Genomic DNA, 21,565 nt, shown 5'->3' on the forward strand with positions numbered 1-21,565 from the left:
CATCGGCATCGGCATCGGGTCAGGCGCCTGGAATGAAAAAGCGGCTTCGGCCGCTTTTTTGCTGGCGGCCCTGCAGCGCGTGCACGTTCATGCTACAAAGCGGGATGCCGCGCCGGCACGCTGATTCGCCGGTTGCGTTTCGCGCATTTTCGCTGCGCCCCGCTTTGCGCCCCGCATTGCGCCCGCGAGGCGCGCAGCCTCCCACCCGCTTCATGAAAAAAGGCTTCTACACGATCATCGCGGCGCAGTTCATTTCGTCGCTCGCGGACAATGCGTTGTTGATCGCCGCCATCGCGCTGCTTTCGGTGATTCGCTCGGCGGCCTGGGTCACGCCGCTGCTGCAGATCTTCTTCACCGTCTCGTATGTGCTGCTCGCGCCGTTCGTCGGCGCGTTCGCCGACGCGATGCAAAAGCGCCACGTGATGTTCATCTCCAACGCGCTGAAGGCGAGCGGCTGCCTGATGATGATCGCCGGCGTCCATCCGATGATTGCGTACGGCGTGGTTGGCTTCGGCGCGGCCGCATATTCGCCCGCCAAGTACGGCATCCTCACCGAACTGCTGCCCGCGGAAAAACTCGTCGCGGCGAACGCGTGGCTCGAATCGGCGACGGTTCTGTCCACCATCGTCGGCACGATGGTGGGCGGCGCGCTGATCAGCACCTTAGCGAATAAATTCGTCGCGCAAGCCCATCTACCGCTGATCCACTCGTCCGGCGGCCTGGCGATGTTCGCGGTGATGATCACCTACGCGATCGCCGCCGCGGTCAACATGTTCATTCCCGACACCGGCGCGCGTTATCCGAATCGTCTATCGGAACCGAAGAAGCTGGTCGGCGATTTCTATCACTGCTTCAACGTACTGTGGGCCGACAAACTGGCACAGATCGCGCTGTGGGTCACGACGCTGATGTGGGGCGGCGCAGTGACGCTGCAATTGCTGGTGCTCAAATGGGCCCATGTGAACCTTGGGCTGTCGCTGTCGAAGGCGGCGGTGATGCAAGGCGTCACCGGCTTCGGTATCGCGATCGGCGCAGCGGCGGCCGCCGCGCTGATTCCGTTGCGCAAGTCGTTGCGGGTGCTGCCGGTCGGCATTCTCACCGGCCTGGTGGCGATCGCGATGGCCTTCTACAACAAGGATCTGTTCCCAGCGGGCGCGGGCATCCGGATCGGCACGCATGTCGCGCCGGTCTACACCCTGCTCGCGTATCCGCTGATGATCCTGCTCGGCGCACTCTCGGGATTTTTCATCGTGCCGATGAACGCGATTCTGCAGCATCGCGGCGCGACGCTGCTGTCCGCGGGCCATTCGATCGCCGTGCAGAACTTCAACCAGAATCTCGCCGTGCTGCTGATGCTCGGCGCATACGCGCTGCTGCTTACCGCGAAGATGCCGGCGCAATGGATCATCGTCGTGTTCGGTGGCTTCGTGACGTTCATGATATGGCTCGCGAAACGGCGCAGCGCGCTGAACGAACGCACGGTGGACATGCGCGCGATGGTCGAGCAATGAGCTCGATACGCAGTGAATCTGCTGCGCACGCGCAGCGGCGCACATTGCCCGGCGGCGTCCGGGTGCGCCACAAGGACTGACAAGGACTGGCCATTCGGCCAGGGTCCGCTCGCGGCGCCGGCGGGTTAAACTCACGCCCTGAACAGCTAACGCAAGAAGACACCGAGGATGGGCATTCAAACCGCAGCGGCCAGCGACGTCGCACAACACACGCCGATGATGCAGCAGTATCTGCGCATCAAGGCGGATCATCCGGGCACGCTGGTGTTCTACCGGATGGGCGACTTCTACGAGCTCTTTTTCGACGATGCGGAAAAAGCCGCCCGGCTGCTCGATCTGACGCTCACGCAGCGCGGCGCGTCGGCGGGCAATCCGATCAAGATGGCCGGCGTGCCGCATCATGCGGTCGAACAGTACCTGGCCAAGCTGGTGAAGCTCGGCGAATCGGTCGCGATTTGTGAACAGATCGGCGACCCGGCCGCATCGAAAGGACCGGTCGAGCGCAAGGTGGTGCGCGTGGTCACGCCGGGCACGCTGACCGATGCCGCGCTGCTGTCCGACAAGAGCGACGTTTATCTGCTGGCGATGTGCGTTGCGCACAATCGCCGCGGCGTCGCGACCAGCGTCGGCCTCGCGTGGCTAAACCTGGCGAGCGGCGCGTTGCGCCTCGCGGAAGTCGCCCCCGACCAGGTGGCGGCGGCGCTCGAACGCATTCGTCCCGCGGAAATTCTGGTCGCCGACACCTCCACCGACTCGACCAGTTGGACGCCGCCCGCGAACGCCGGCGCGCTGACGCGGGTGCCGGTCTGGCATTTCGATATCGCTTCGGGCACGCAGCGCCTGTGCGATCAGCTGGAAGTGGCCGGCCTCGACGGCTTCGGCGCCCATTCGCTGACTTGCGCGTGCGGTGCGGCCGGGGCATTGCTGCTGTACGCGGCGGCCACGCAAGGTCAGCAATTGCGCCATGTGCGTAGCCTGAAAGTCGAGTACGAGTCTGAATATATCGGCCTCGATCCCGCCACGCGCCGCAACCTCGAACTCACGGAAACGCTGCGCGGCACCGAATCGCCCACGCTCTGTTCGCTGCTCGACACCTGCTGCACGACGATGGGCAGTCGCCTGCTGCGTCACTGGCTGCATCATCCGCCGCGCGAATCCGCGCTGGCGCAGGCGCGTCAGCAGGCCATCGGCGTGCTGCTCGAAGCGCCGCCGGGCGCCGATGTCGACACGCTGCGCGGCGCGTTGCGAAAAATTTCGGACATCGAACGGATTACCGGCCGTCTGGCGTTGCTGTCGGCACGGCCGCGCGATCTGTCGAGTCTGCGCGATACGTTCATCGCGCTGCCCGAGCTGCGTACGCAACTCGGGGCCATCTCGTCCAACGCGGCTTCGCTCGCGCGTATCGACGCCTCGCTGGAGCCGCCGCAAGCCTGCGTCGAACTACTCGTGCGCGCGGTCGCGCAGGAGCCGTCCGCGATGGTGCGCGACGGCGGCGTGATTGCACGCGGCTACGACGCGGAGCTCGATGAACTGCGCGATATTTCGGAGAACTGCGGACAGTTCCTGATCGACCTCGAAACGCGCGAACGTGCGCGCACCGGCATCGGCAATCTGCGCGTCGAGTACAACAAGGTGCACGGCTTTTATATCGAAGTCACGCGCGGCCAGACCGACAAGGTGCCCGACGACTATCGCCGCCGTCAGACGCTGAAGAACGCCGAGCGCTACATCACGCCTGAACTGAAAACCTTCGAAGACAAGGCGCTGTCCGCGCAGGAACGTGCGCTCGCACGCGAACGCTCGCTGTACGACGCGCTATTGCAGACGCTGCTGCCGTTCATTCCGGATTGCCAGCGGGTCGCGGCGGCGCTCGCCGAACTCGATCTGCTGGCGGCCTTCGCCGAGCGCGCCCGCGCGCTCGACTGGGTCGCGCCGACGTTCTCGCCCGACACCGGCATCGAGATCGAGCAGGGGCGGCATCCGGTGGTCGAGGCGCAGGTCGAACAGTTCATCGCCAACGACTGCACGCTCACGCCCGAGCGCAAACTGCTGCTGATCACCGGCCCGAACATGGGCGGTAAATCGACCTTCATGCGGCAGACCGCGCTGATCGCACTGCTCGCGTACGTTGGTAGCTATGTGCCGGCACGACGCGCCGCGTTTGGGCCGATCGATCGCATCTTCACGCGGATCGGCGCCGCGGACGATCTGGCCGGCGGCCGCTCGACCTTCATGGTCGAAATGACCGAAGCCGCCGCGATCCTGAACGACGCGACGCCGCAGAGTCTCGTGCTGATGGACGAAATCGGCCGCGGCACGTCGACATTCGACGGGCTCGCGCTGGCGTGGGCGATTGCCCGTCATCTGCTCGCGCACAACGGTTGTCATACGCTGTTCGCCACGCACTATTTCGAACTGACGCAGTTGCCGGCCGAGTTTGCGCATGCGGCCAATGTGCACCTGTCGGCGGTCGAGCATGGGCACGGCATCGTGTTTTTGCATGCGGTCAACGAAGGGCCGGCCAATCAGAGCTACGGCCTGCAGGTCGCGCAACTCGCCGGTGTGCCGAACGCGGTGATTCGCGCTGCGCGCAGGCATCTCGCGCATCTGGAACAGCAATCGGCTGCGCAACCCGCGCCGCAACTCGATCTGTTCGCCGCGCCCGTGCCGATGCTGGCCGAAGACGCGGACAACGAGCATGACGCCGGATCCGCCGGCACGACAGCAGCACCTCGCATGCAGGCGCTCGTCGAGCGTCTGCGCGGCATCGATCCGAACGATCTGCGGCCGCGCGAAGCACTCGACCTGCTGTATGAACTGCACGAACTGGCCAGCGCGCCGGATGCCGACCATTGACACGCTGAGCCCCTCGCAGTGTCCGCGCTGGCTTCACGCGGCGGTGATCCGTGCGCTCGCGTTCGTGATCGCTGGCGCCATTGGGTCAGTTGCGAGCCTTGTCGCGGGCGCTACACCGGCATACGCCGGGGCCGCGCGCTTCAGCTTCGCGGTGATCGCCAATACGATGCATCGCCCCGCCGACGAAGCCGCCACGCAACGGTTGATCGAGGCGATCAGCCGTGAGCGCGACGTGTCGTTCATCGTCTACGCCGGCAATCTGAAGGGACCGCGCGAAGCCTGCCGCGATGAGCTCTACGAGCGCCGCCACGCATTGCTCGAAACCGCGCGGCCCGCTCTCTTCTTCATTCCCGGCCAGCATGACTGGGTCGATTGCGGGACGGCCGAGGCCGGCGGCTTCGATCCAGTCGAACGCCTCGATTTGCTGCGTCAAACGCTGTTCGCCGACACCACGTCGATGGGACAGAATCCGCTTGCGTTGACGCGCGAAAGCGAAGTCTCGCGCTTTCGTCCGTTTCGCGAGAACGTGCGCTGGCAAGCGGGCGACGTCGTGTTCGTCGGCCTGAATGCGCCAGGCCCGAACAACCACTATCTGACCGCGGGCGGCCGCAACGGCGAATTCGAAGACCGGGCCGTCGCCAATGCGTTCTGGCTCGAACACGCCGGGGAATACGCAAAGCGCCGCGACGCGCGTGCAGTCGTCGTGTTCATTCAGGGCGATCCCGATCCGGAACGTTACGAACGGCCCGAGCGTTTCGCATGGCTGCGTTTTGCGCATACCCCGCGCCGCGATGGCTTTCTGGAATTCAAACGCAGCCTCGTCAAGCTCGCGCAGATTTTCCACGGCCCCGTGCTGGTCATTCATTGCGACGACGAACGCACGAGCGGCGGCTTCGTGATCGATCAGCCGCTACGCAATGACAAGGGGATGCTGGTCACGAATCTCACGCGTGTCGCGCTTGCCCCGCATGATCGTCTTAACCAGTGGATTCAGATTGAAGTGGAACCCGGCAGGAAACCGCCGTTCCGTGTGAGCGTGCGCAACGTGCCCAAGCAGATGCCGATGCCGGCCACGCAACCGGCGCTGCCGCGTGAGGAGCCTGCGGCGTCAATGCCAGCGGCGCCGATGCCTGGACCCGCGTCGGAACTACCACCGCTATTGCCAACGCCCGGTGAGCCGCAAGTGGACTCGCAGCCGCATATGCCGGCCAACCAGGGGGGCGGCGAATACGGGCCGGCGATATCGGCCCCGCCCGCCCCGGCCATTGCGCCGCGCGTGCCGGGTGCTGCTCCAGGCTTGAGCGTACCCGGCGGCGAACCAGCCAGTTCAGTGCAGAGTGGGCCCTGACTTGTTGTCGTCTTCGTCTTCGTCTTCGTCATCGTCATCGAGGACTTCGAGGCCGTCGGCACCATGCGCATGCTCGTGCTGGATTTCATCTTCGGTCGCCGGGCGCACGTCTTTCACGGTCAGCGCGAAACGCAGCGCCATGCCGGCGAGCGGATGGTTGCCGTCGAGCACGACTTTGTCTTCCGCGACGTCGGTCACCACGTAGACGAGCGAGTCGAGATCCTCATCGCCTTCTTCCGGCGTGCCTTCGAATTGCATACCGACTTCAAGCGGTTCCGGGAAGCGATCGCGCGGCTCGATCTTCACGAGCTCGGGGTCGTACTCGCCGAACGCGTCTTGCGGTTCGAGCTGGATCTGAGTCTCGAAACCGGTCTCGTGGCCGTCGAGCTCTTCCTCGATCTTGGGGAACGTGCCATCATAGCCGCCGTGCAGATAGACCATCGGCTCGTCGCTTTCTTCAATCAGATTGCCTTGCGCATCCGATAGCTTGTAAGCGACCGACACGACGGTGTTCTTTGCGATTTTCATTCGATTCTCCAGAATACAGTTCACATTATACGATGCCCAAGCGGCCCACTGACCACCCGGCCGACGCAGCTTCGGCACGCAATTCGTCACCGGCTTCAAAGCCGGTTCTGCCGCCCTCGCCTGACACGCCGACCGCGTTGCTCGGCAACCTGACTCCGTCGCAATTCATGCGCCGGTACTGGCAAAAAAAGCCGCTGCTGATTCGCCAGGCGATTCCGGACGTAGAAGCGCCGCTGTCGCGCGATGCATTCTTCGAGCTAGCCGATCGGGATGAAGTCGAAGCGCGCCTGATTACGCACTTGCGCAACAAATGGCAGCTCGAGCACGGGCCGTTCGCACCCGACGAACTGCCGTCGGTGAAACAGCGCGCATGGACGCTGCTCGTGCAGGGCGTGGACCTCTACGACGATCGCGCTCGTGCGTTGCTGGACCGCTTCCGCTTCGTGCCGGACGCGCGTCTCGACGACCTGATGATTTCGTATGCGAGCGACGGCGGCGGCGTAGGACCCCACTTCGACTCCTACGATGTGTTTCTGCTGCAAGTGAAAGGCAAGCGCCGTTGGCGCATCAGTTCGCAGAAAGATCTGACACTGCAGGCCGGTTTGCCTTTGAAGGTTTTACAGAACTTCGAGCCTGAAGAGGAATGGCTGCTCGAGCCCGGTGACATGCTGTATCTGCCGCCGCATATCGCACACGACGGCATCGCCGAAGGTGAATGCATGACGTGCTCGATCGGTTTTCGCGCCCCGTCCGCGAGCGAACTGACCGCGCAATTTCTCTACCATTTGGCCGAGCGCGGCGAGTCGGCGGGTAATAGAGGCACGCTTTACCGCGATCCGCAGCAACCCGCCGTCGAGCGCCCGGCCGAGTTGCCGGCTGCGCTGGTCGAAAGAGTGGGCGCAATCCTTGCTGCGGTCAAATGGAAAGAGCAGGATATTGCGTCGTTCCTTGGCAGCTATCTCAGCGAACCCAAGCCGACTGTCGTGTTTGATCCGCCGCACAAGCCGCTCAGCGAGGCCCGTTTCATCGCTCAGGCATCGAAGTTGGGCCTGCGGCTGGACCGCAAGACCAATTTGTTGTACAACCGTCGTTTTTTCTTCGTAAACGGAGAAGAAATGTCACTCAATGGCACAAAAAAGTGGTTGTTTGACCTCGCAAACCACCGTTGCATGAGTGCGAAACGCTTTGTAACACTCTCGCACGATTCATCAATGACAGCACGGCTACACGAGTGGTATCGTGCGGGCTGGATACAGGTGGGAGAGCTTGCTTAACTGTGCCTCGTGCTATACCGTACAGTGAAATTTTGTATGAGAAAGACAACGTATTGACCCCGGATTTATCGACTGTCAGTACGAAAGTGCATATAATTTCCGCCCAAGCCGTAGGGAAGATTCCAGCTCGTCGAAAGAGCGTCTCCACCAGCGGCCCAGGTCGGTGTTGGAGCACATTACCGGTTTTATTTTGCGCTGTTGCTTACCTTTAAACCATAAAAGGACGTGATCATGAAGAAATCCCTCCTCGTAGCATCCCTGTTGGCAGTTGTGGCACTGGCTGCATGCAATAAGAGCGAGCAAGCCGCTGCTCCGGCAGATGCTGCGTCCCCGGCAGTTGCCGCATCGCCGGCTGAAGCCGCATCGCCGGCTGAAGCCGCATCGCCGGCAGAAGCCGCATCGCCCGCAGAAGCCGCATCGCCGGCTGAAGCCGCATCGCCGGCAGTTGCAGCATCCCCGGCAGGCGCAAGCCAGTAAGCTGCACTCACTCGACGTTGCAACGGCTCTCGCCGCAGCAACGTCGATGCGGAAGGCTGCTCAAACCAGCGGCCTCCGACAAGCAGCATTAAAAAGCCACGAATCCAAATTCGTGGCTTTTTTGTTTTCGATGCATCGCGCAAGCCGCATGCATCCGCATGCATCGTTTGGCGCTGCGGCGCCTCAATGCAGCAACGGATCAAGACATTCAATCGCGTTCGGCAGACGCCTCGAAAAACGCCCTCACCACCTCCATCTCACGCGTGCGCTTGAACGGCGGCAGGCTTTGCCAGATGCGCCGCCCATACGGTTTATCAACGAGACGCGTGTCGCAGATCATCAGCACGCCACGATCGGTCTCAGCGCGAATCAGACGTCCCGCGCCCTGCTTCAGCGTGATCACGGCCTGCGGCAACTGATGAACGGCGAACGGGCTCAAGCCTTTTTTGGTCAGCGCATCGAGACGCGCGGATAGCACCGGATCGTCGGGCGGTGCAAACGGCAGCTTGTCGATCACCACCAGCGACAGCGCATCGCCGCGCACGTCCACGCCTTCCCAGAAACTCTGACTACCCACCAGAATTGCATTGCCGTATGCGCGGAAGCGCTCGAGCAATTCGGTGCGGCTCGCATCGCCCTGCACGAGCAGCGGATAGTCCCAGCCGCGCGCTTCGATCGTGTCGCGCAATTTCGCGGAGATGCGGTCCACCGCGCGCAGGGTCGTGCACAACATGAACACGCCGCCACCCGACGCTTCGATCACGGGCAACGCGGCGTCGAACACGGCGTCGGTGAACATCGGCGATGACGGCTGCGGCAGATTGCGCGGCACGTACAGCAGCCCTTGCGTCGGATAGTCGAAGGGGCTGGGCAGCGTCATCGAGCGTTTCGCGTTCAGGCCCATCTGCGCGGCGTAGTGCGTAAAGTCGCCGCGCACCGACAACGTGGCCGACGTGAAGATCCACGCACGCGGCACGCCGCCGCGTTGCTTCGCGAAGATCGGCGCGACCGACAGCGGCGTTTCGTGCAACTGCACGGTATGCGCGAAGACTTCGATCCAGCGGACCTTTTCATTCGGCTCGCCGGGTTCGCCGCTGCTGTCGGCCGACGCGCCCTGATGAGTTTCGGCCGCGTGGCGCTCGGTCTCGGTGGGCGGCGTGGTCCAGCCGGCCAGCATGCCTTGCAGTTCGCGCGCTCGGCGCAGACAGGCGCCGATCGATTCGGCGCGCTCGGCCTGCCCCGCGAGCGCGGACGCCAATGCATCGAGTTCGGTTTCGAGCGTGTCGAGCGTGGCGAATAACGGATGATCGTCGGGCAACTGGCCGATCGACAAGCGCACCGAGTCTTCCTTGAACGCGAGCCGCACGTCGCGCGCCGCACGCTCGAGCGTCGCGCCGAGCTTGACCCAGTCGACCGCCTCGCGCGCATGTCCGAGGCCTTCGGCGACCGAATCGCGCGCAAGCTCGAGAAACTGCGCGGTGGACAACGTCTCGCCGAAAAACAGCGTCGCGGTCTCGGGCAGTTGATGCGCTTCGTCGAAGATGATGGTGTTGGCAGTGGGCAGCAGCTCGGCCATGCCGGTGTCGCGCAACATGATGTCGGCGAAAAACAGATGGTGATTGACCACCACGATATCGGCCTGCTGCGCTTCGCGACGCGCCTGCATGACGAAGCAGTCCTTGTAATGCGGGCACTCCTGGCCCAGACAGTTTTCGCGCGTCGACGTGACCATCGACCACACCGCCGCCGTTTCGGGCACGCTCGCGAGTTCGGCTTTGTCACCGGTGCGCGTGATCTTCGCGAAGCGCACGATGTCCTGCAGATACGAGGTGTCCTGGCGCGACGGCAGACGGCCGTTATCCGCGGTGCGTTGCAGATAGTAGTGGCACAGATAGTTGGCGCGCCCCTTGAGCATGGCCACCGACACCGGCACTGCGAGCGCGTCGCGCACGGTCGGAATGTCGCGCTGAAACAGCTGGTCCTGCAGATGCTTCGTACCCGTGGAGACGATCACCTTGCCGCCCCACAGCATGGCCGGCACGAGATACGCATACGTCTTGCCGGTACCCGTACCCGCTTCGACGATCAGCGTGTTTTCGCTGCCATCGAGCCCGCCCGATTCAGCGCTTTCAGTGGCGTCGGCCACGGCCTCGGCGTGCGCTGCCTGCAGGCGCCGGGCGGGCCGCTTGTGCGCCTCGAACATCGCGGGTTCGGGCATGGCGCGGCCGGACGCTTCCATCGCGGCGGCCACCGCGCGTGCCATCTCGATCTGCGACGCCCGCGCACGATAGCCGTCGATCTGACGGGCCAGCAAACCGTTGTCGGCGAAGATGTCGTTCAGTTCGGCGACGCGCCGTGGATGCAGCGACGCGCTCAGCGTGGATGCGGCAGTACGCGGCGCCGGTGCGCCGGTTTGTGCTGCCGCGTCTCCCGGCGTGGTGCGGGATGAAGTTTCGAGCGGTGAATTCAAGGCAAGCATTCCTGCAAAGTCCGGCTCGCGCGACGCGCGCCCGGCGCCTGCCAGGCCGCGAACTCAGGCGCGTGCGTCCGGTTCGAGCTGCAATTGCAGCAAGATGATGGTGTCCTTGACTTTGAGTTTGCGCTTTTTCAGGCGCTGCAACTCGAAGTCGTCGATGCCGGGCTCATCCGACATTCGGTCGATCAATCGATCGAGCCCACTGTGCTCCGATTCCAGTTGCAGAATGCGGTCGCGAAGTGTGTTCGCGTCGATGACGTGGCGGTGATCGCGCATGCTCGCCTCCTCTCGTCTGTGGCACGGACTGCGTGCGCAGACCGACGCCTGAGGTTGCTGTCCGGCTCAAAACGCGTTACGGCGACTACGACCCCGGCGACGGTCCGCCAGGGCCTGCTACAGCACATTCACTGTTGCTGCTGCTTCTGCTGCTCTTCGAGTTGTTGCTGCTTCAACTGGTCCTGACGCTTCTGCTCGGCCTTCTCGGCCGCCTGCTTCTGACGTGCTTCCACATCGGCCTTGTGCTGTGCTGCATCGGCCTGCTTCTTCTCGAAGCTCTGCTGTTTCTCGATGCGCTCCTGCTCCTTCTGCGCGCCCTGCTGACGCGCTTGCTCGAGCTTGCGCTGGAAGTCGGCCTGTTTCTGATCGTAGGTCTGCTGGTTGGCTGCCGCCTGCGATGGGCTGATGCCGCGCTGCGCCTGGTCCAGCGCATGCTGGCGCTGCTTTTCTTCATAAGCCTCGGCGTTGGCGGCGCGTTGTGGCGCCTCGGCGTTGCGCCGCGCCTGATCGAGCTCGTTCTGACGCTGCTTTTCCAGGTAAGCCTGCTCGTTGCGCGCATCCTCGGCGGCACGCTGCGGCGCATCCGCCTCGTTGCGAGCGCGTCGCAGTGCCGCCCGCTCGTCACGTGCGCGCGCGCGCTGCGCACGCTGCTCGCCGTCGAGCGCGAGCTGCTCCTTGCGAATTTGCGCCTGCACGAGGCGCATGCTGTCGCGCGCGCGGTTCAGACAGTGATTGACGAAGAACCTGCTGTAGCAGTTGTGCTGGGCGACCGCGAACTGGTAGTTGTTCTCCTCGGTGCGCTGATCCAGCGCCTGTTGCCGTGCCTCGAACGAACTCTCCGACGCTGCCACCTCGCTCGCGCTATCTGCACTGCCGGCGCCGCCGGCGTTGCTGGTGTTCGTGTGGCCAGTTGGCTGCTGATGCGGTGCAGCCGGTGTCGCGGCCTGCGCAAGCGCGTCCGCGGAGACCGTCGGGGTAGTGTCATTGGCTGCGGCCGCCGGCGTTTGCGCCGCAGCCGGTATGGACACGGCCAATGCGGCCGCCATCACGCACGACACACACGAGGCGGCCAGGCTCCGCTGCGGAACGTATATCGACCCGTGCATCGACCCAACAAGCATGGACCCGACTACAGAGCGCGATGCCGACATGACATTGGTGAGTGGCGAACGCGACAGAAACAACGGCGATCTGGACGAACCCGGCGACAGACCCGGTGAAAGGCGGGAGACCCAGCGGGGGCCCAGACGGTTGAGGAATAAGGAGATTGGCAACGTCGTAGAGGGTCAACGGAACATGCCCGAAATTCTATCACCCTGCGGTTGAGCCCTTTGGCATTTATGGCAAAATGCCCCGCTCTAGCAACCTGGTCGCAGCGCGCACGCCCGGCGTGTCCCGACGAGCCGTCAGCGCGCGGCCCCTGACTGAGTCCGCAGGAACACCAAGACCTTATGACGGAAACCGTAGCACTCAAGATCGTCCAGCGCATCGCCACTGAACTATCCGTCCAGCCGCGCCAGGTCGCGGCCGCGGTGGAACTTCTCGACGAAGGCGCAACTGTTCCGTTCATCGCCCGCTACCGTAAGGAAGTGACCGGCAATCTCGACGACACGCAACTGCGCAATCTCGAGGAACGCCTGCTCTATCTGCGCGAGCTCGAAGACCGGCGCGCTGCGATCATCACGAGCATCGCCGAACAGGGCAAGCTCACCGACGAACTGCGCAGCGCGATCGAAGCCGCTGACAGCAAACAGGTGCTGGAAGATCTGTATCTGCCGTATAAGCCGAAGCGCCGCACGCGTGCGCAGATCGCCCGCGAAGCCGGTCTGCAGCCGCTCGCCGATGCGCTGCTCGGCAACCCGCTGCTCGACCCGCAAACCGAAGCCGCCGCCTATGTCGACGCCGAAAAAGGCGTTGCAGACGTCAAGGCCGCGCTCGACGGCGCACGCGACATCCTCTCCGAACAATTCGGCGAAACGGCCGAGCTGCTCGGTAAGCTGCGCGATTATCTGTTCAACCAGGGCGTGGTGTCGTCGAAGGTGGTCGAAGGCAAGGAAACCGCCGAAGAAGAGAAATTCCGCGATTACTACGACTACGCCGAGACCATTCGCACCGTGCCGTCGCATCGCGCGCTGGCGCTGTTCCGCGGCCGCAACGCGGGCGTGCTGATGGTCAAGCTGGGCCTGGGCGAAGAGCTCGACGCACAGGTGCCGCATTCGGGCGAAGCGCTGATCGCGCGGCACTTCGGCATCGCCAATCAGAACCGCCCGGCCGACAAGTGGCTCTCCGACGTGTGCCGCTGGTGCTGGCGCGTGAAGGTGCAGCCGCATCTCGAAAACGAACTGCTCACCAAGCTGCGCGACGAAGCCGAGCACGAAGCGATTCGCGTGTTCGCGCGCAATCTGAAGGACCTGCTGCTCGCCGCGCCGGCTGGTCCGAAGGCGGTGATCGGCCTTGATCCGGGGCTGCGCACCGGCGTCAAGGTGGCGGTGGTCGATCGCACCGGCAAGGTGCTCGCTACCGACACGATCTACCCGCACGAGCCGCGCCGCGACTGGGACGGCTCGCTGGCGAAGCTCACGCGCATCGCCGCGCAGACCCAGGCCGAACTGATCAGCATCGGCAACGGCACGGCGTCGCGTGAAACGGACAAGCTCGCGAGCGAGCTGATCGCGCGTCAACCGGAACTCAAGCTGCAGAAGATCGTCGTGTCCGAAGCCGGCGCGTCGGTGTACTCGGCCTCCGAACTCGCGGCGAAGGAATTCCCCGAGATGGACGTGTCGCTGCGCGGCGCGGTGTCGATTGCGCGCCGTCTGCAGGACCCGCTTGCGGAACTGGTGAAGATCGAGCCGAAGGCGATCGGCGTCGGCCAATACCAGCACGACGTGAACCAGCGTGAACTGGCGCGTTCGCTCGACGCGGTGGTCGAAGACTGCGTGAACGCGGTCGGAGTGGACGCGAACACTGCATCGGTCGCGCTGCTGGCGCGCGTGTCGGGGCTGAACGCGACGCTCGCGCGCAACATCGTCGACTATCGCGATGCGAATGGTCCGTTCCCATCGCGCGAACATCTGCGCAAGGTGCCGCGCCTGGGCGACAAGACCTTCGAGCAGGCGGCCGGATTCCTGCGCATCAACAACGGTGAGAATCCGCTCGACCGCTCGTCGGTCCACCCAGAAGCATATCCGGTCGTCGAGCGGATGCTCGCGAAGATCAGCAAACAGGTCGGCGAAGTGCTCGGCAATCGCGACGCGCTTCGTGGACTGTCGCCGGGCGAATTCGTCGACGAACGTTTCGGACTGCCGACCGTGCGCGACATTCTGCTCGAACTCGAAAAGCCGGGCCGCGACCCGCGTCCCGAGTTCAAGACCGCGACGTTCCGCGAAGGTGTCGAGAAGGTCAGCGATCTGAGCCTGGGCATGGTGCTCGAAGGTGTCGTGACGAATGTGGCGGCGTTCGGCGCGTTCATCGACATTGGCGTGCATCAGGATGGTCTGGTGCACGTGTCGGCCATGTCGACGAAGTTCATCAAGGACCCGCACGAGGTCGTCAAGGCCGGCCAGATCGTCAAGGTGAAGGTGCTGGAAGTCGACGTGAAGCGCCAGCGTATCGCGCTGACCATGCGTCTGGACGACGAACCCGGTGCAGGCGCCGCGCGTAGCGGTGGCGGTGCACAACAGGATCGCGGCGGCTTCGGCCGTGCGGGCGGCGCTGGACGCGGCGCATCGCAACAACGCTCGCGCGAACCGGAAACGGGTGGCGCGATGGCCGCGGCTTTCGCGAAGCTCAAGCAGAAGTAAGTGCGCAGCGTCGGCGCGTGATTCGCTCACGCGCTGTTGCGCGCATGCTCATGCTCATGCACACATGCGCCGCCGGATTGCTTACGCCGGCACTCGGGTGGATCAGTATGCGGCGCTTCGATCATGCGGTTCTGCGGCCATAAAAAAACCCACGCGTTCGCGTGGGTTTTTTTGCGCCCCGCCATGCGAGGCGCGAGCACCACTGACTGCCGTCAGATCTCGATCTTGGTCCCCAACTCCACCACCCGATTGGCCGGGATGCTAAAGAAGTCGGTCGGCTTCGCGGCGTTCTGGTGCATCCACGCGAACACCCGCTCGCGCCACACCGACATGCCCGGCAATTGCGTCGGCACCACGGTTTCGCGAGCGAGGAAGAATGACGTGTCCATCAACTCGAACGTCATGTCGTGAGTGCGGCCGACCTCGAGCAGCACCGCCTTCACGTCAGGCGTTTCGTTGAAGCCGTAGGCCGCCTTGACGAGATACAAACCGCCGTCGATATCCTTGACCGTCACGCGCTCCGCGTCGTTCACGTAGGGAATGTCACGCGTCACGAAGGTCAGGAAGATCGTGCGTTCATGCAGCACCTTGTTGTGCTTCAGATTGTGCAGCAGGCTCACCGGCACGAGCGAATCGCTGCCGGTCAGATAGATCGCCGTACCCGACACGCGATGCGGCGGATGCGCGAGCAGCCCTTGCAGGAACGGCATCAGTGGAATACCGTCGGCGGCCGTGCGCTCCTTGACGATCATCCTGCCCTTGAACCAGGTCATCAGCAGGAAGAACAGCAGCGCGCCGATACAGAGCGGCAGCCAGCCGCCCTCTGCGACCTTCAGCAGATTCGCGCCGAAGAAGCCGAGGTCGACCGTCATGAACACCCCGATGATCAACGCCACCAGCAACTTGTTCCATTTCCACACGTTGACCATCACGACGCACGCGAGCACCGTGGTGATCACCATTGTGGCCGTCACGGCGATACCATACGCAGCGGCGAGATTGTCCGAGCTCTTGAAGGCGATCACGATGCACAGGATGATGAACAGCAACATCCAGTTCACCACCGGCACATAGATCTGGCCGATCGCCAGTTCCGACGTGTGCAGGATCTTCATACGCGGCACATAGCCAAGCTGGATCGCCTGGCTCGTCAGCGAATACGCCCCGGAGATCACCGCCTGCGACGCGATCACGGTCGCCACCGTCGACAGCACGACGAGCGGCAGCACCGCCCATTCCGGTGCCAGCAGGAAGAACGGATTTTCGATGGCCTTCGGGTCGTGCATCAGCAGCGCGCCCTGGCCGAAGTAGTTCAGCACCAGCGAGGGCATCACCAGCACATACCACGCCATACGGATCGGCTTCGCGCCGAAGTGGCCCATGTCGGCGTACAGCGCTTCGGCGCCGGTCAGCACCAGCACGACCGAACCGAGTACCACGTAGGCCTGCAGCACGTGCGCGGCCATGAAGGTGTACGCATAATACGGATTCAATGCGCGGATCACGATGGGTGACTGCAGGATGTGCCACAGGCCGAGCGCGGCAAGCACCAGGAACCACAGCACCATGATCGGACCGAACAGGCGGCCGACCATCGCCGTGCCGTGCCGCTGAATCCAGAACAGCAAGATCAGGATCACGATCGTCAGCGGTATGACGAGATGCGACAGATGCGGTGCGGCAACCTCCAGCCCTTCGACCGCCGAGATCACGGAAATGGCCGGCGTAATCACCGCGTCGCCATAAAACATGCAGGCACCGAAGATGCCGAGCATCATCAGCAGGCCGGCCGCTTTCGACTTCTGGTCGAGCGAGCGCAGCGCCAGCGCCATCAGCGCGAGCACGCCGCCCTCGCCGTTATTGTCGGCGCGCATCACGAACATCACGTACTTGATGCCCACCACGATCACGATCGCCCAGAACAGCAGCGAAATCACGCCGAGAATCGATTGATCCGTCAGCGGGATGCCATGCGACGGGCTGAACGCTTCCTTCAGCGAATACAACGGGCTCGTGCCGATATCGCCGAACACCACTCCGATCGCGGCAATCGCGAGGGAAGGCAGGGGCTGCTTATGCACGTGATTGTTATCTGTCATAGACGCGATGAAATCCGTTCCCTGAGCGGGAAAAACGACCGCTATTCTAAACTGCCCGCCTGACACCGTCCCGCTTGTTGTGGATACACCACGTGGATAGTCCGCGCAGTGTAGCACTGCGCTCCGGGCACGTCTGCCGGGCCGGCCGGGCGGCGGGCGCCGGCCTCACGCGCTTTGCGAAGCGTGCTTCGCGCCAGCTGCGCATGATACGCATACAAAAAAACGGAGCCCGAGCGGGCTCCGTTTTGCGGGTACTGCGCACAATACCGCGCGACGTGCAAGGCGCCGCAGCAGGCATCACTCGTTCGCCGACTCCTGCGACTGCGCGACGCCGCGCTTGATCCACGCGCCGAGGTTATGCGGACGAACCGTATCCCACTCCTCGAACGGCTGATGGATCCACGGGTTGGTCGGCAGGTACTGGACGTGGTAATCGGGCTTTACCTTCGAGCAGCCCTTGTACCAGAGCACCGCCGAGCGCACCGCGGTGATCGCCGGATAGCGTTCCTTCAGGTGCTGTTGAACCCGCGCCAGCGTGACGCCCGAATCGACCAGGTCATCGACCAGCAGCACGTTGCCGTGCAGCTCGCCGCGCGTCATCGTGATGTATTGCGCGATGTCGAGTTCGCCCTGCTCCGTGCCGGCCGCTTCGCGATACGAGCTGGTGGCGAGAATCGCCAGCGGCAGATCGTAGATGCGCGAGAGCTGGTCGCCAACGCGCAGGCCGCCGCGTGCGAGGCACAGGATCTTGTCGAACTTCCAGCCCGATTCGTGCACGGCCAGCGCCAGCAACTCGATCAGCCGGTGATATTCGTCCCAGCCGACCCACAGGTTCTTGTCGTCATTGCGCGGATCTTTCATCGCGATCATGGGTACACCTTGCACCATGGATCAAACCTTGAACGGATGACGCAGCAGGATGGTCTCGTCGCGATCCGGACCGGTCGACACCATGTCGATCGGAATGCCAGCGACTTCCTGCACGCGCCACAGATAGGCGCGTGCATTGGCCGGCAGCTTGTCCCATTCCTTGATGCCGACGGTGCTTTCCTTCCAGCCCGCGAAGGTTTCGTACACCGGCTCGCAGCGCGCGACTTCGGACGCGCCGCGCGGCAGCAGATCGACATTCTTGCCGTCGACCGTGTAGCCGACGCACAGCTTCACTTCGTCGAGGCCGTCGAGCACGTCGAGCTTGGTCATGCACAGGCCCGACACGCCGTTGATCTGGATCGAGCGGCGCAGCGCAGCGACGTCGAGCCAGCCGGTGCGACGCGGACGGCCGGTGACCGAACCGAATTCCTTGCCGACGGTTGCCAGTTCCAGGCCGATCGCTTCCTGACGCGCGGCGTTGTCCGCGTCATACAGTTCGCTCGGGAACGGGCCCGAACCGACACGCGTGCAGTACGCCTTGGTGATGCCGAGAATGTAGTTCAGCTTTTGCGGACCGACGCCCGCGCCCGCGGTCGCCGCACCTGCCACGCAGTTGCTCGACGTAACGAACGGATAGGTGCCGTGGTCGATGTCGAGCAGCGTGCCTTGCGCGCCTTCGAACAGCAGATTGCCGCCAGCGGCGTTCGCATCGTACAGGCGGCGCGACACGTCGGTGACCATCGGCTTCAGACGGTCGGCGTAGCTCAGCATCGTGTCGAGCGTTTGCTGGAAGTCGACCGCGGCGACGCCCAGGTATTGCGTGAGCACGAAGTTGTGATAGTCGAGGTTTTCGCGCAGACGTTCGGCGAAAATCTGCGGGTCGAACAGGTCCTGCACACGCAGACCCCGGCGCGCCACCTTGTCTTCGTAGGCCGGGCCGATGCCACGGCCGGTGGTGCCGATCTTGCCCGCGCCACGGCGCGCTTCGCGGCCCTGGTCGATGGCGATGTGATACGGCAGGATCAGGGTGGTGGCTTCGGAAATGAAGAGGCGGTTCTGGACATTGATGCCAGCCGCTTCGAGCTCGCCGATTTCCTTGAACAGCGCTTCCGGCGACAACACGACGCCATTGCCGATATAGCACGCGACGCCGGGATGCATGATGCCCGACGGAATCAGACGCAAGATGGTTTTCTTGCCGCCGATGATAAGCGTGTGGCCGGCATTGTGACCGCCCTGGAAGCGAACGACGCCTTGAGCGTGGTCCGTCAGCCAGTCGACGATCTTGCCCTTGCCTTCATCACCCCACTGGGTCCCCACGACGACGACGTTGCGCCCGGGGTTCACATTCACTGCGCTGGCAGACATGTTGTTTCGTAAGCTGGTTAAAAACGTATTCTACCTATGTTCGCGGAACCTTCCGAATTTTTCCGTTTCCGCTCAACGGTATGCACGTTTTGGTGGGTATAGAAAAGAGAGCGCGCCCCCGTGGGCGCGCCCGGTTCGACGACAGTGTCGACGCCATCCGATCAGCGCTGAGGACAGGCCTCAGGCGGATCGACCGGAGCGCGCTTTCACGAGCGCGGTTCGACGACCCATGCGCCGTTGCGCTCGACCAACACGCGGTCGAACGCGAATTCATCCAGATCGTGCTCGTGACCAGGCAGCGCCTGAATCACCACTTCGCCCGCATCGCGCAATGCGGCGACGCTCACGCGCAACGCGTCGTCGTGCTGCCACGGCGCGAGGATCGCGCTACTGCGCGCTTCGACCGGCGAGATCCGGGCCACCTCGCGCAGATCGAGCGAAAAGCCGGTTGCCGCACGCGCCCGGCCATAAGCCTGGCCGACGTGATCATAACGGCCGCCGCGCGCCACCGCATTCGGCACGCCGTCGACATACGCGGAGAACATCACGCCGCTGTGGTACGCGTAGCCGCGCAGATCGGCGAGGTCGATCATCACTTCGGCGCCGTCCACCTGGCTCGCGAGAAACGCCAGGTCGTCGAGCGCGCGGGCGATCGTCGGCGAATTCGGCAGGCGCGCACGGGCTTCTTCGAGCACCGACGCGTCACCGTACAGCGTGGGCAGCGCGCGCAACGCGTCGCGGATGACCGGCGTGAGCCCTGCCGTCAGTTCGACGAGGCGCGGCACGTCCTTGCCCGCCAACGCGTCGTACAGCGACTCGCCGAGTTCGTCCGCGGCCGGTTCCGCTTCGATCAACGCCTCGAGCACGCCTGCATGACACAGGTCGAGGCGTACCTTGCCGAGACCGGCCAGACGCAGCGCATCGAGCATCAGCTGCTGGATCTCGAGGTCCGCCTCGAGACCGGCGTGACCGTAGATCTCCGCGCCGATCTGGATCTGCTCGCGCGTTGCGTGCAGACCGCGCGGCCGCGTATGCGCGACATTGCCGGCGTAGCAAAGACGCGTAACGCCCTGGCGGTTCAGCAGGTGCGCGTCGATGCGCGCGACCTGCGGCGTGATGTCGGCGCGCAGACCGAGCGTGCGCCCGGACAACTGGTCGACCAGCTTGAAGGTGCGCAGGTTCAGATCGTGACCGCCGCCGGTGAGCAGCGACTCGAGGTACTCGAGCAGCGGCGGCATGACCATCTCGTAGCCATACGAACGGAAACGGTCCAGCAGATGGCGCCGCAATTCTTCGATCTTGCGGGCTTCCGACGGCAGCACGTCGGCAATATTCTCGGGAAGTAACCAGGTCGACATCGATACAGTCCTACGGCGTTGAACACGGCGGCTAAAGGCGCCGGAAGTGAGTGTGTAAATGGCGGGCGGCGGCTCGACTCTGGCGGTCATCGCAGGCGCCGACGCGCCGCGCTACGCCAGAGGCGCGCCCTTGCGCGCCGGGCACGGGCGCGGCCGGATCGCTGCACGGCCTCCTCAGGTCACGATAAACAGCAGGATCAGACCGAGGATCATCACGATCAGTCCACCGGCGCGAATCTGATGCGCCGGCCGTTCCGCTATTTTACGGAACGTGTCGCGCCAGGCGCTCGGAAAAACGAAGGGGAACATCCCCTCGATAATCAGCATCAATGCGATCGCGAGCAGTAACGAGCCGGCTATGTCCATGCGAATGAAAGGGCCGCGATGCGGATGCCGCGGCGTTCCGGTTATCAGTGATTGCGCGAGGCCGCGGAAGCGTCCGGGGCTGCGCCGCCGGTCGGGCTACGCATGAAGCGGAAGAACTCGTTGTTCGAGTCGACTACGACAACGTCGCCCGGTTTGAAGGTCTTCCGGTATGCCTGCATGCTTTGATAGAACTGGTAGAACTGCGGGTCCTTGCCGAACGCTTCGGCGGCGATTTCCGCTGCCTTGGCTTCGCCCTCGCCGCGAATGGTCTGCGCCTGACTATTGCCGTCGGCGAGCACCGCCTGTTGCTTGGCGATCGCGTCCGCCTTGATCTGGTTGGCCTCGGCCGCGCCTTTCGCGCGCTCGTCGGCCGCCGCCTGCTCGCGTGCGGCGATCATCCGCTTGAAGACCGAATCGGCCATCGCCGCGGGGAAATCGATGCGCGTCAACTGCACGTCGACCACCGACACGCCGAGCGACGCCGCGCTCGTGTCCATCGCGCCACGCGCTTCGTCCGCGATGGCCCGCTGTTTGGCGAGCGCATCGGACAGCGTGAACTTGCCGAACGCATCGCCGAGCGCACTGCGCGAGAGCAGAGCCAACCGGTCCGGCAGGCTCTGCACATCGCCGCGGGTTTCGGCCAGCAGCTTCAGCGGATCGGTGACGCGGAACTTGACGACCGGATTGACCAGCAGATCGGTTTTATCCGCTGTGACGTAGCGGTCTTCATCCGGCGCGTCGAGCGACTGGATGCGGTTATCGACCAGCGTGACCGTTTGCAGCGGCGGCGGCAATTTGAAGTGCAGCCCCGGGCCGAGCAAGCCCGGCGGCGTGTCGCCATGCGACGACAACACGGCCATGTGCCGCTGATCGACGACGAACACCATCGACGATGCCGCAAACAGCACGATGACGATAGCGACGACGAGCGCAATGATCCTGTTCATGTGGTGCGCTC

Annotated in this window: 16 protein-coding genes; 6 read left to right on the forward strand and 10 right to left on the reverse strand. The window is 63.9% G+C overall.

The features are described 5' to 3' along the window. The first annotated feature begins 212 nt into the window (after nucleotides 1-212). The 3 genes from lplT to BN2475_RS06710 all read left to right on the forward strand — a co-directional run bounded on the left by lplT (nucleotide 213) and on the right by BN2475_RS06710 (nucleotide 5,715). Nucleotides 213-1,511: a lysophospholipid transporter LplT gene (gene lplT, locus BN2475_RS06700; RefSeq protein WP_094778830.1), complete on the forward strand. Its 1,299-nt coding sequence runs from the start codon at nucleotides 213-215 to the stop codon at nucleotides 1,509-1,511. A gap of 168 nt (nucleotides 1,512-1,679) precedes the next feature. Then, nucleotides 1,680-4,367 (forward strand): DNA mismatch repair protein MutS, encoded by a 2,688-nt coding sequence (gene mutS, locus BN2475_RS06705; protein WP_094778764.1) that lies wholly within the window; start codon nucleotides 1,680-1,682, stop codon nucleotides 4,365-4,367. Beyond that, nucleotides 4,354-5,715 (forward strand): hypothetical protein, encoded by a 1,362-nt coding sequence (locus BN2475_RS06710; protein WP_094778765.1) that lies wholly within the window; start codon nucleotides 4,354-4,356, stop codon nucleotides 5,713-5,715. Before mutS ends, BN2475_RS06710 begins: the two co-directional genes overlap by 14 nt. Here BN2475_RS06710 and BN2475_RS06715 read toward each other — a convergent pair. Beyond that, nucleotides 5,695-6,243: an FKBP-type peptidyl-prolyl cis-trans isomerase gene (locus tag BN2475_RS06715; RefSeq protein WP_094778766.1), complete on the reverse strand. Its 549-nt coding sequence runs from the start codon at nucleotides 6,241-6,243 to the stop codon at nucleotides 5,695-5,697. The genes BN2475_RS06710 and BN2475_RS06715 overlap by 21 nt on opposite strands. 32 nt (nucleotides 6,244-6,275) lie before the next feature. Between BN2475_RS06715 and BN2475_RS06720 the strand changes: the two genes are divergently transcribed. Then, on the forward strand, nucleotides 6,276-7,517 hold the full coding sequence (locus BN2475_RS06720; RefSeq protein ID WP_094778767.1) for a cupin domain-containing protein: 1,242 nt from the start codon (nucleotides 6,276-6,278) through the stop codon (nucleotides 7,515-7,517). Between the two features lie 231 nt (nucleotides 7,518-7,748). After that, nucleotides 7,749-7,994 (forward strand): hypothetical protein, encoded by a 246-nt coding sequence (locus tag BN2475_RS35305; protein WP_094778768.1) that lies wholly within the window; start codon nucleotides 7,749-7,751, stop codon nucleotides 7,992-7,994. A gap of 208 nt (nucleotides 7,995-8,202) precedes the next feature. Here BN2475_RS35305 and yoaA read toward each other — a convergent pair whose 3' ends face one another. From yoaA to BN2475_RS06745, 3 genes are all read right to left on the reverse strand, one after another. Further along, nucleotides 8,203-10,464 carry a DNA repair helicase YoaA gene (yoaA, locus tag BN2475_RS06735; protein WP_094778831.1) on the reverse strand — a complete coding sequence of 754 codons (2,262 nt, stop codon included), beginning with the start codon at nucleotides 10,462-10,464 and terminating at the stop codon, nucleotides 8,203-8,205. Between the two features lie 63 nt (nucleotides 10,465-10,527). Continuing rightward, nucleotides 10,528-10,746: a DUF465 domain-containing protein gene (locus BN2475_RS06740; RefSeq protein WP_094778769.1), complete on the reverse strand. Its 219-nt coding sequence runs from the start codon at nucleotides 10,744-10,746 to the stop codon at nucleotides 10,528-10,530. A 128-nt stretch (nucleotides 10,747-10,874) separates the two neighbouring features. Continuing rightward, nucleotides 10,875-11,780, reverse strand: coding sequence for a hypothetical protein (locus BN2475_RS06745; protein ID WP_425435476.1), 906 nt, complete (start codon nucleotides 11,778-11,780; stop codon nucleotides 10,875-10,877). A 417-nt stretch (nucleotides 11,781-12,197) separates the two neighbouring features. On the opposite strand from BN2475_RS06745, the gene BN2475_RS06750 reads away from it, so the two are divergent. Then, complete coding sequence (locus tag BN2475_RS06750; RefSeq protein ID WP_094778771.1) at nucleotides 12,198-14,546, forward strand: Tex family protein; 2,349 nt, start codon at nucleotides 12,198-12,200, stop codon at nucleotides 14,544-14,546. A gap of 212 nt (nucleotides 14,547-14,758) precedes the next feature. Here BN2475_RS06750 and BN2475_RS06755 read toward each other — a convergent pair whose 3' ends face one another. The 6 genes from BN2475_RS06755 to hflC all read right to left on the reverse strand — a co-directional run bounded on the left by BN2475_RS06755 (nucleotide 14,759) and on the right by hflC (nucleotide 21,554). Beyond that, on the reverse strand, nucleotides 14,759-16,645 hold the full coding sequence (locus tag BN2475_RS06755; protein WP_094778772.1) for a potassium transporter Kup: 1,887 nt from the start codon (nucleotides 16,643-16,645) through the stop codon (nucleotides 14,759-14,761). A 297-nt stretch (nucleotides 16,646-16,942) separates the two neighbouring features. Next, nucleotides 16,943-17,533 (reverse strand): phosphoribosyltransferase, encoded by a 591-nt coding sequence (locus tag BN2475_RS06760; RefSeq protein WP_094778773.1) that lies wholly within the window; start codon nucleotides 17,531-17,533, stop codon nucleotides 16,943-16,945. A gap of 3 nt (nucleotides 17,534-17,536) precedes the next feature. Further along, complete coding sequence (locus tag BN2475_RS06765; protein ID WP_094778774.1) at nucleotides 17,537-18,883, reverse strand: adenylosuccinate synthase; 1,347 nt, start codon at nucleotides 18,881-18,883, stop codon at nucleotides 17,537-17,539. 206 nt (nucleotides 18,884-19,089) lie between these two features. Then, nucleotides 19,090-20,241, reverse strand: a complete 1,152-nt coding sequence (locus BN2475_RS06770; protein WP_094778775.1) for an ATP phosphoribosyltransferase regulatory subunit — start codon at nucleotides 20,239-20,241, stop codon at nucleotides 19,090-19,092. Nucleotides 20,242-20,415: 174 nt separating this feature from the next. Beyond that, a complete protein-coding gene (locus BN2475_RS06775; RefSeq protein WP_094778776.1) occupies nucleotides 20,416-20,607 on the reverse strand; it encodes a DUF2065 domain-containing protein in 192 nt (63 codons plus the stop codon). 44 nt (nucleotides 20,608-20,651) lie between these two features. Beyond that, the gene (gene hflC / locus BN2475_RS06780) at nucleotides 20,652-21,554 is read right to left on the reverse strand and encodes a protease modulator HflC (RefSeq protein WP_094778777.1); all 903 of its coding nucleotides are present in this window, start codon (nucleotides 21,552-21,554) and stop codon (nucleotides 20,652-20,654) included. Nucleotides 21,555-21,565: the final 11 nt, after the last annotated feature.

The organism is Paraburkholderia ribeironis, from assembly GCF_900019265.1.
Classification (GTDB): Bacteria; Pseudomonadota; Gammaproteobacteria; order Burkholderiales; family Burkholderiaceae; genus Paraburkholderia; species Paraburkholderia ribeironis.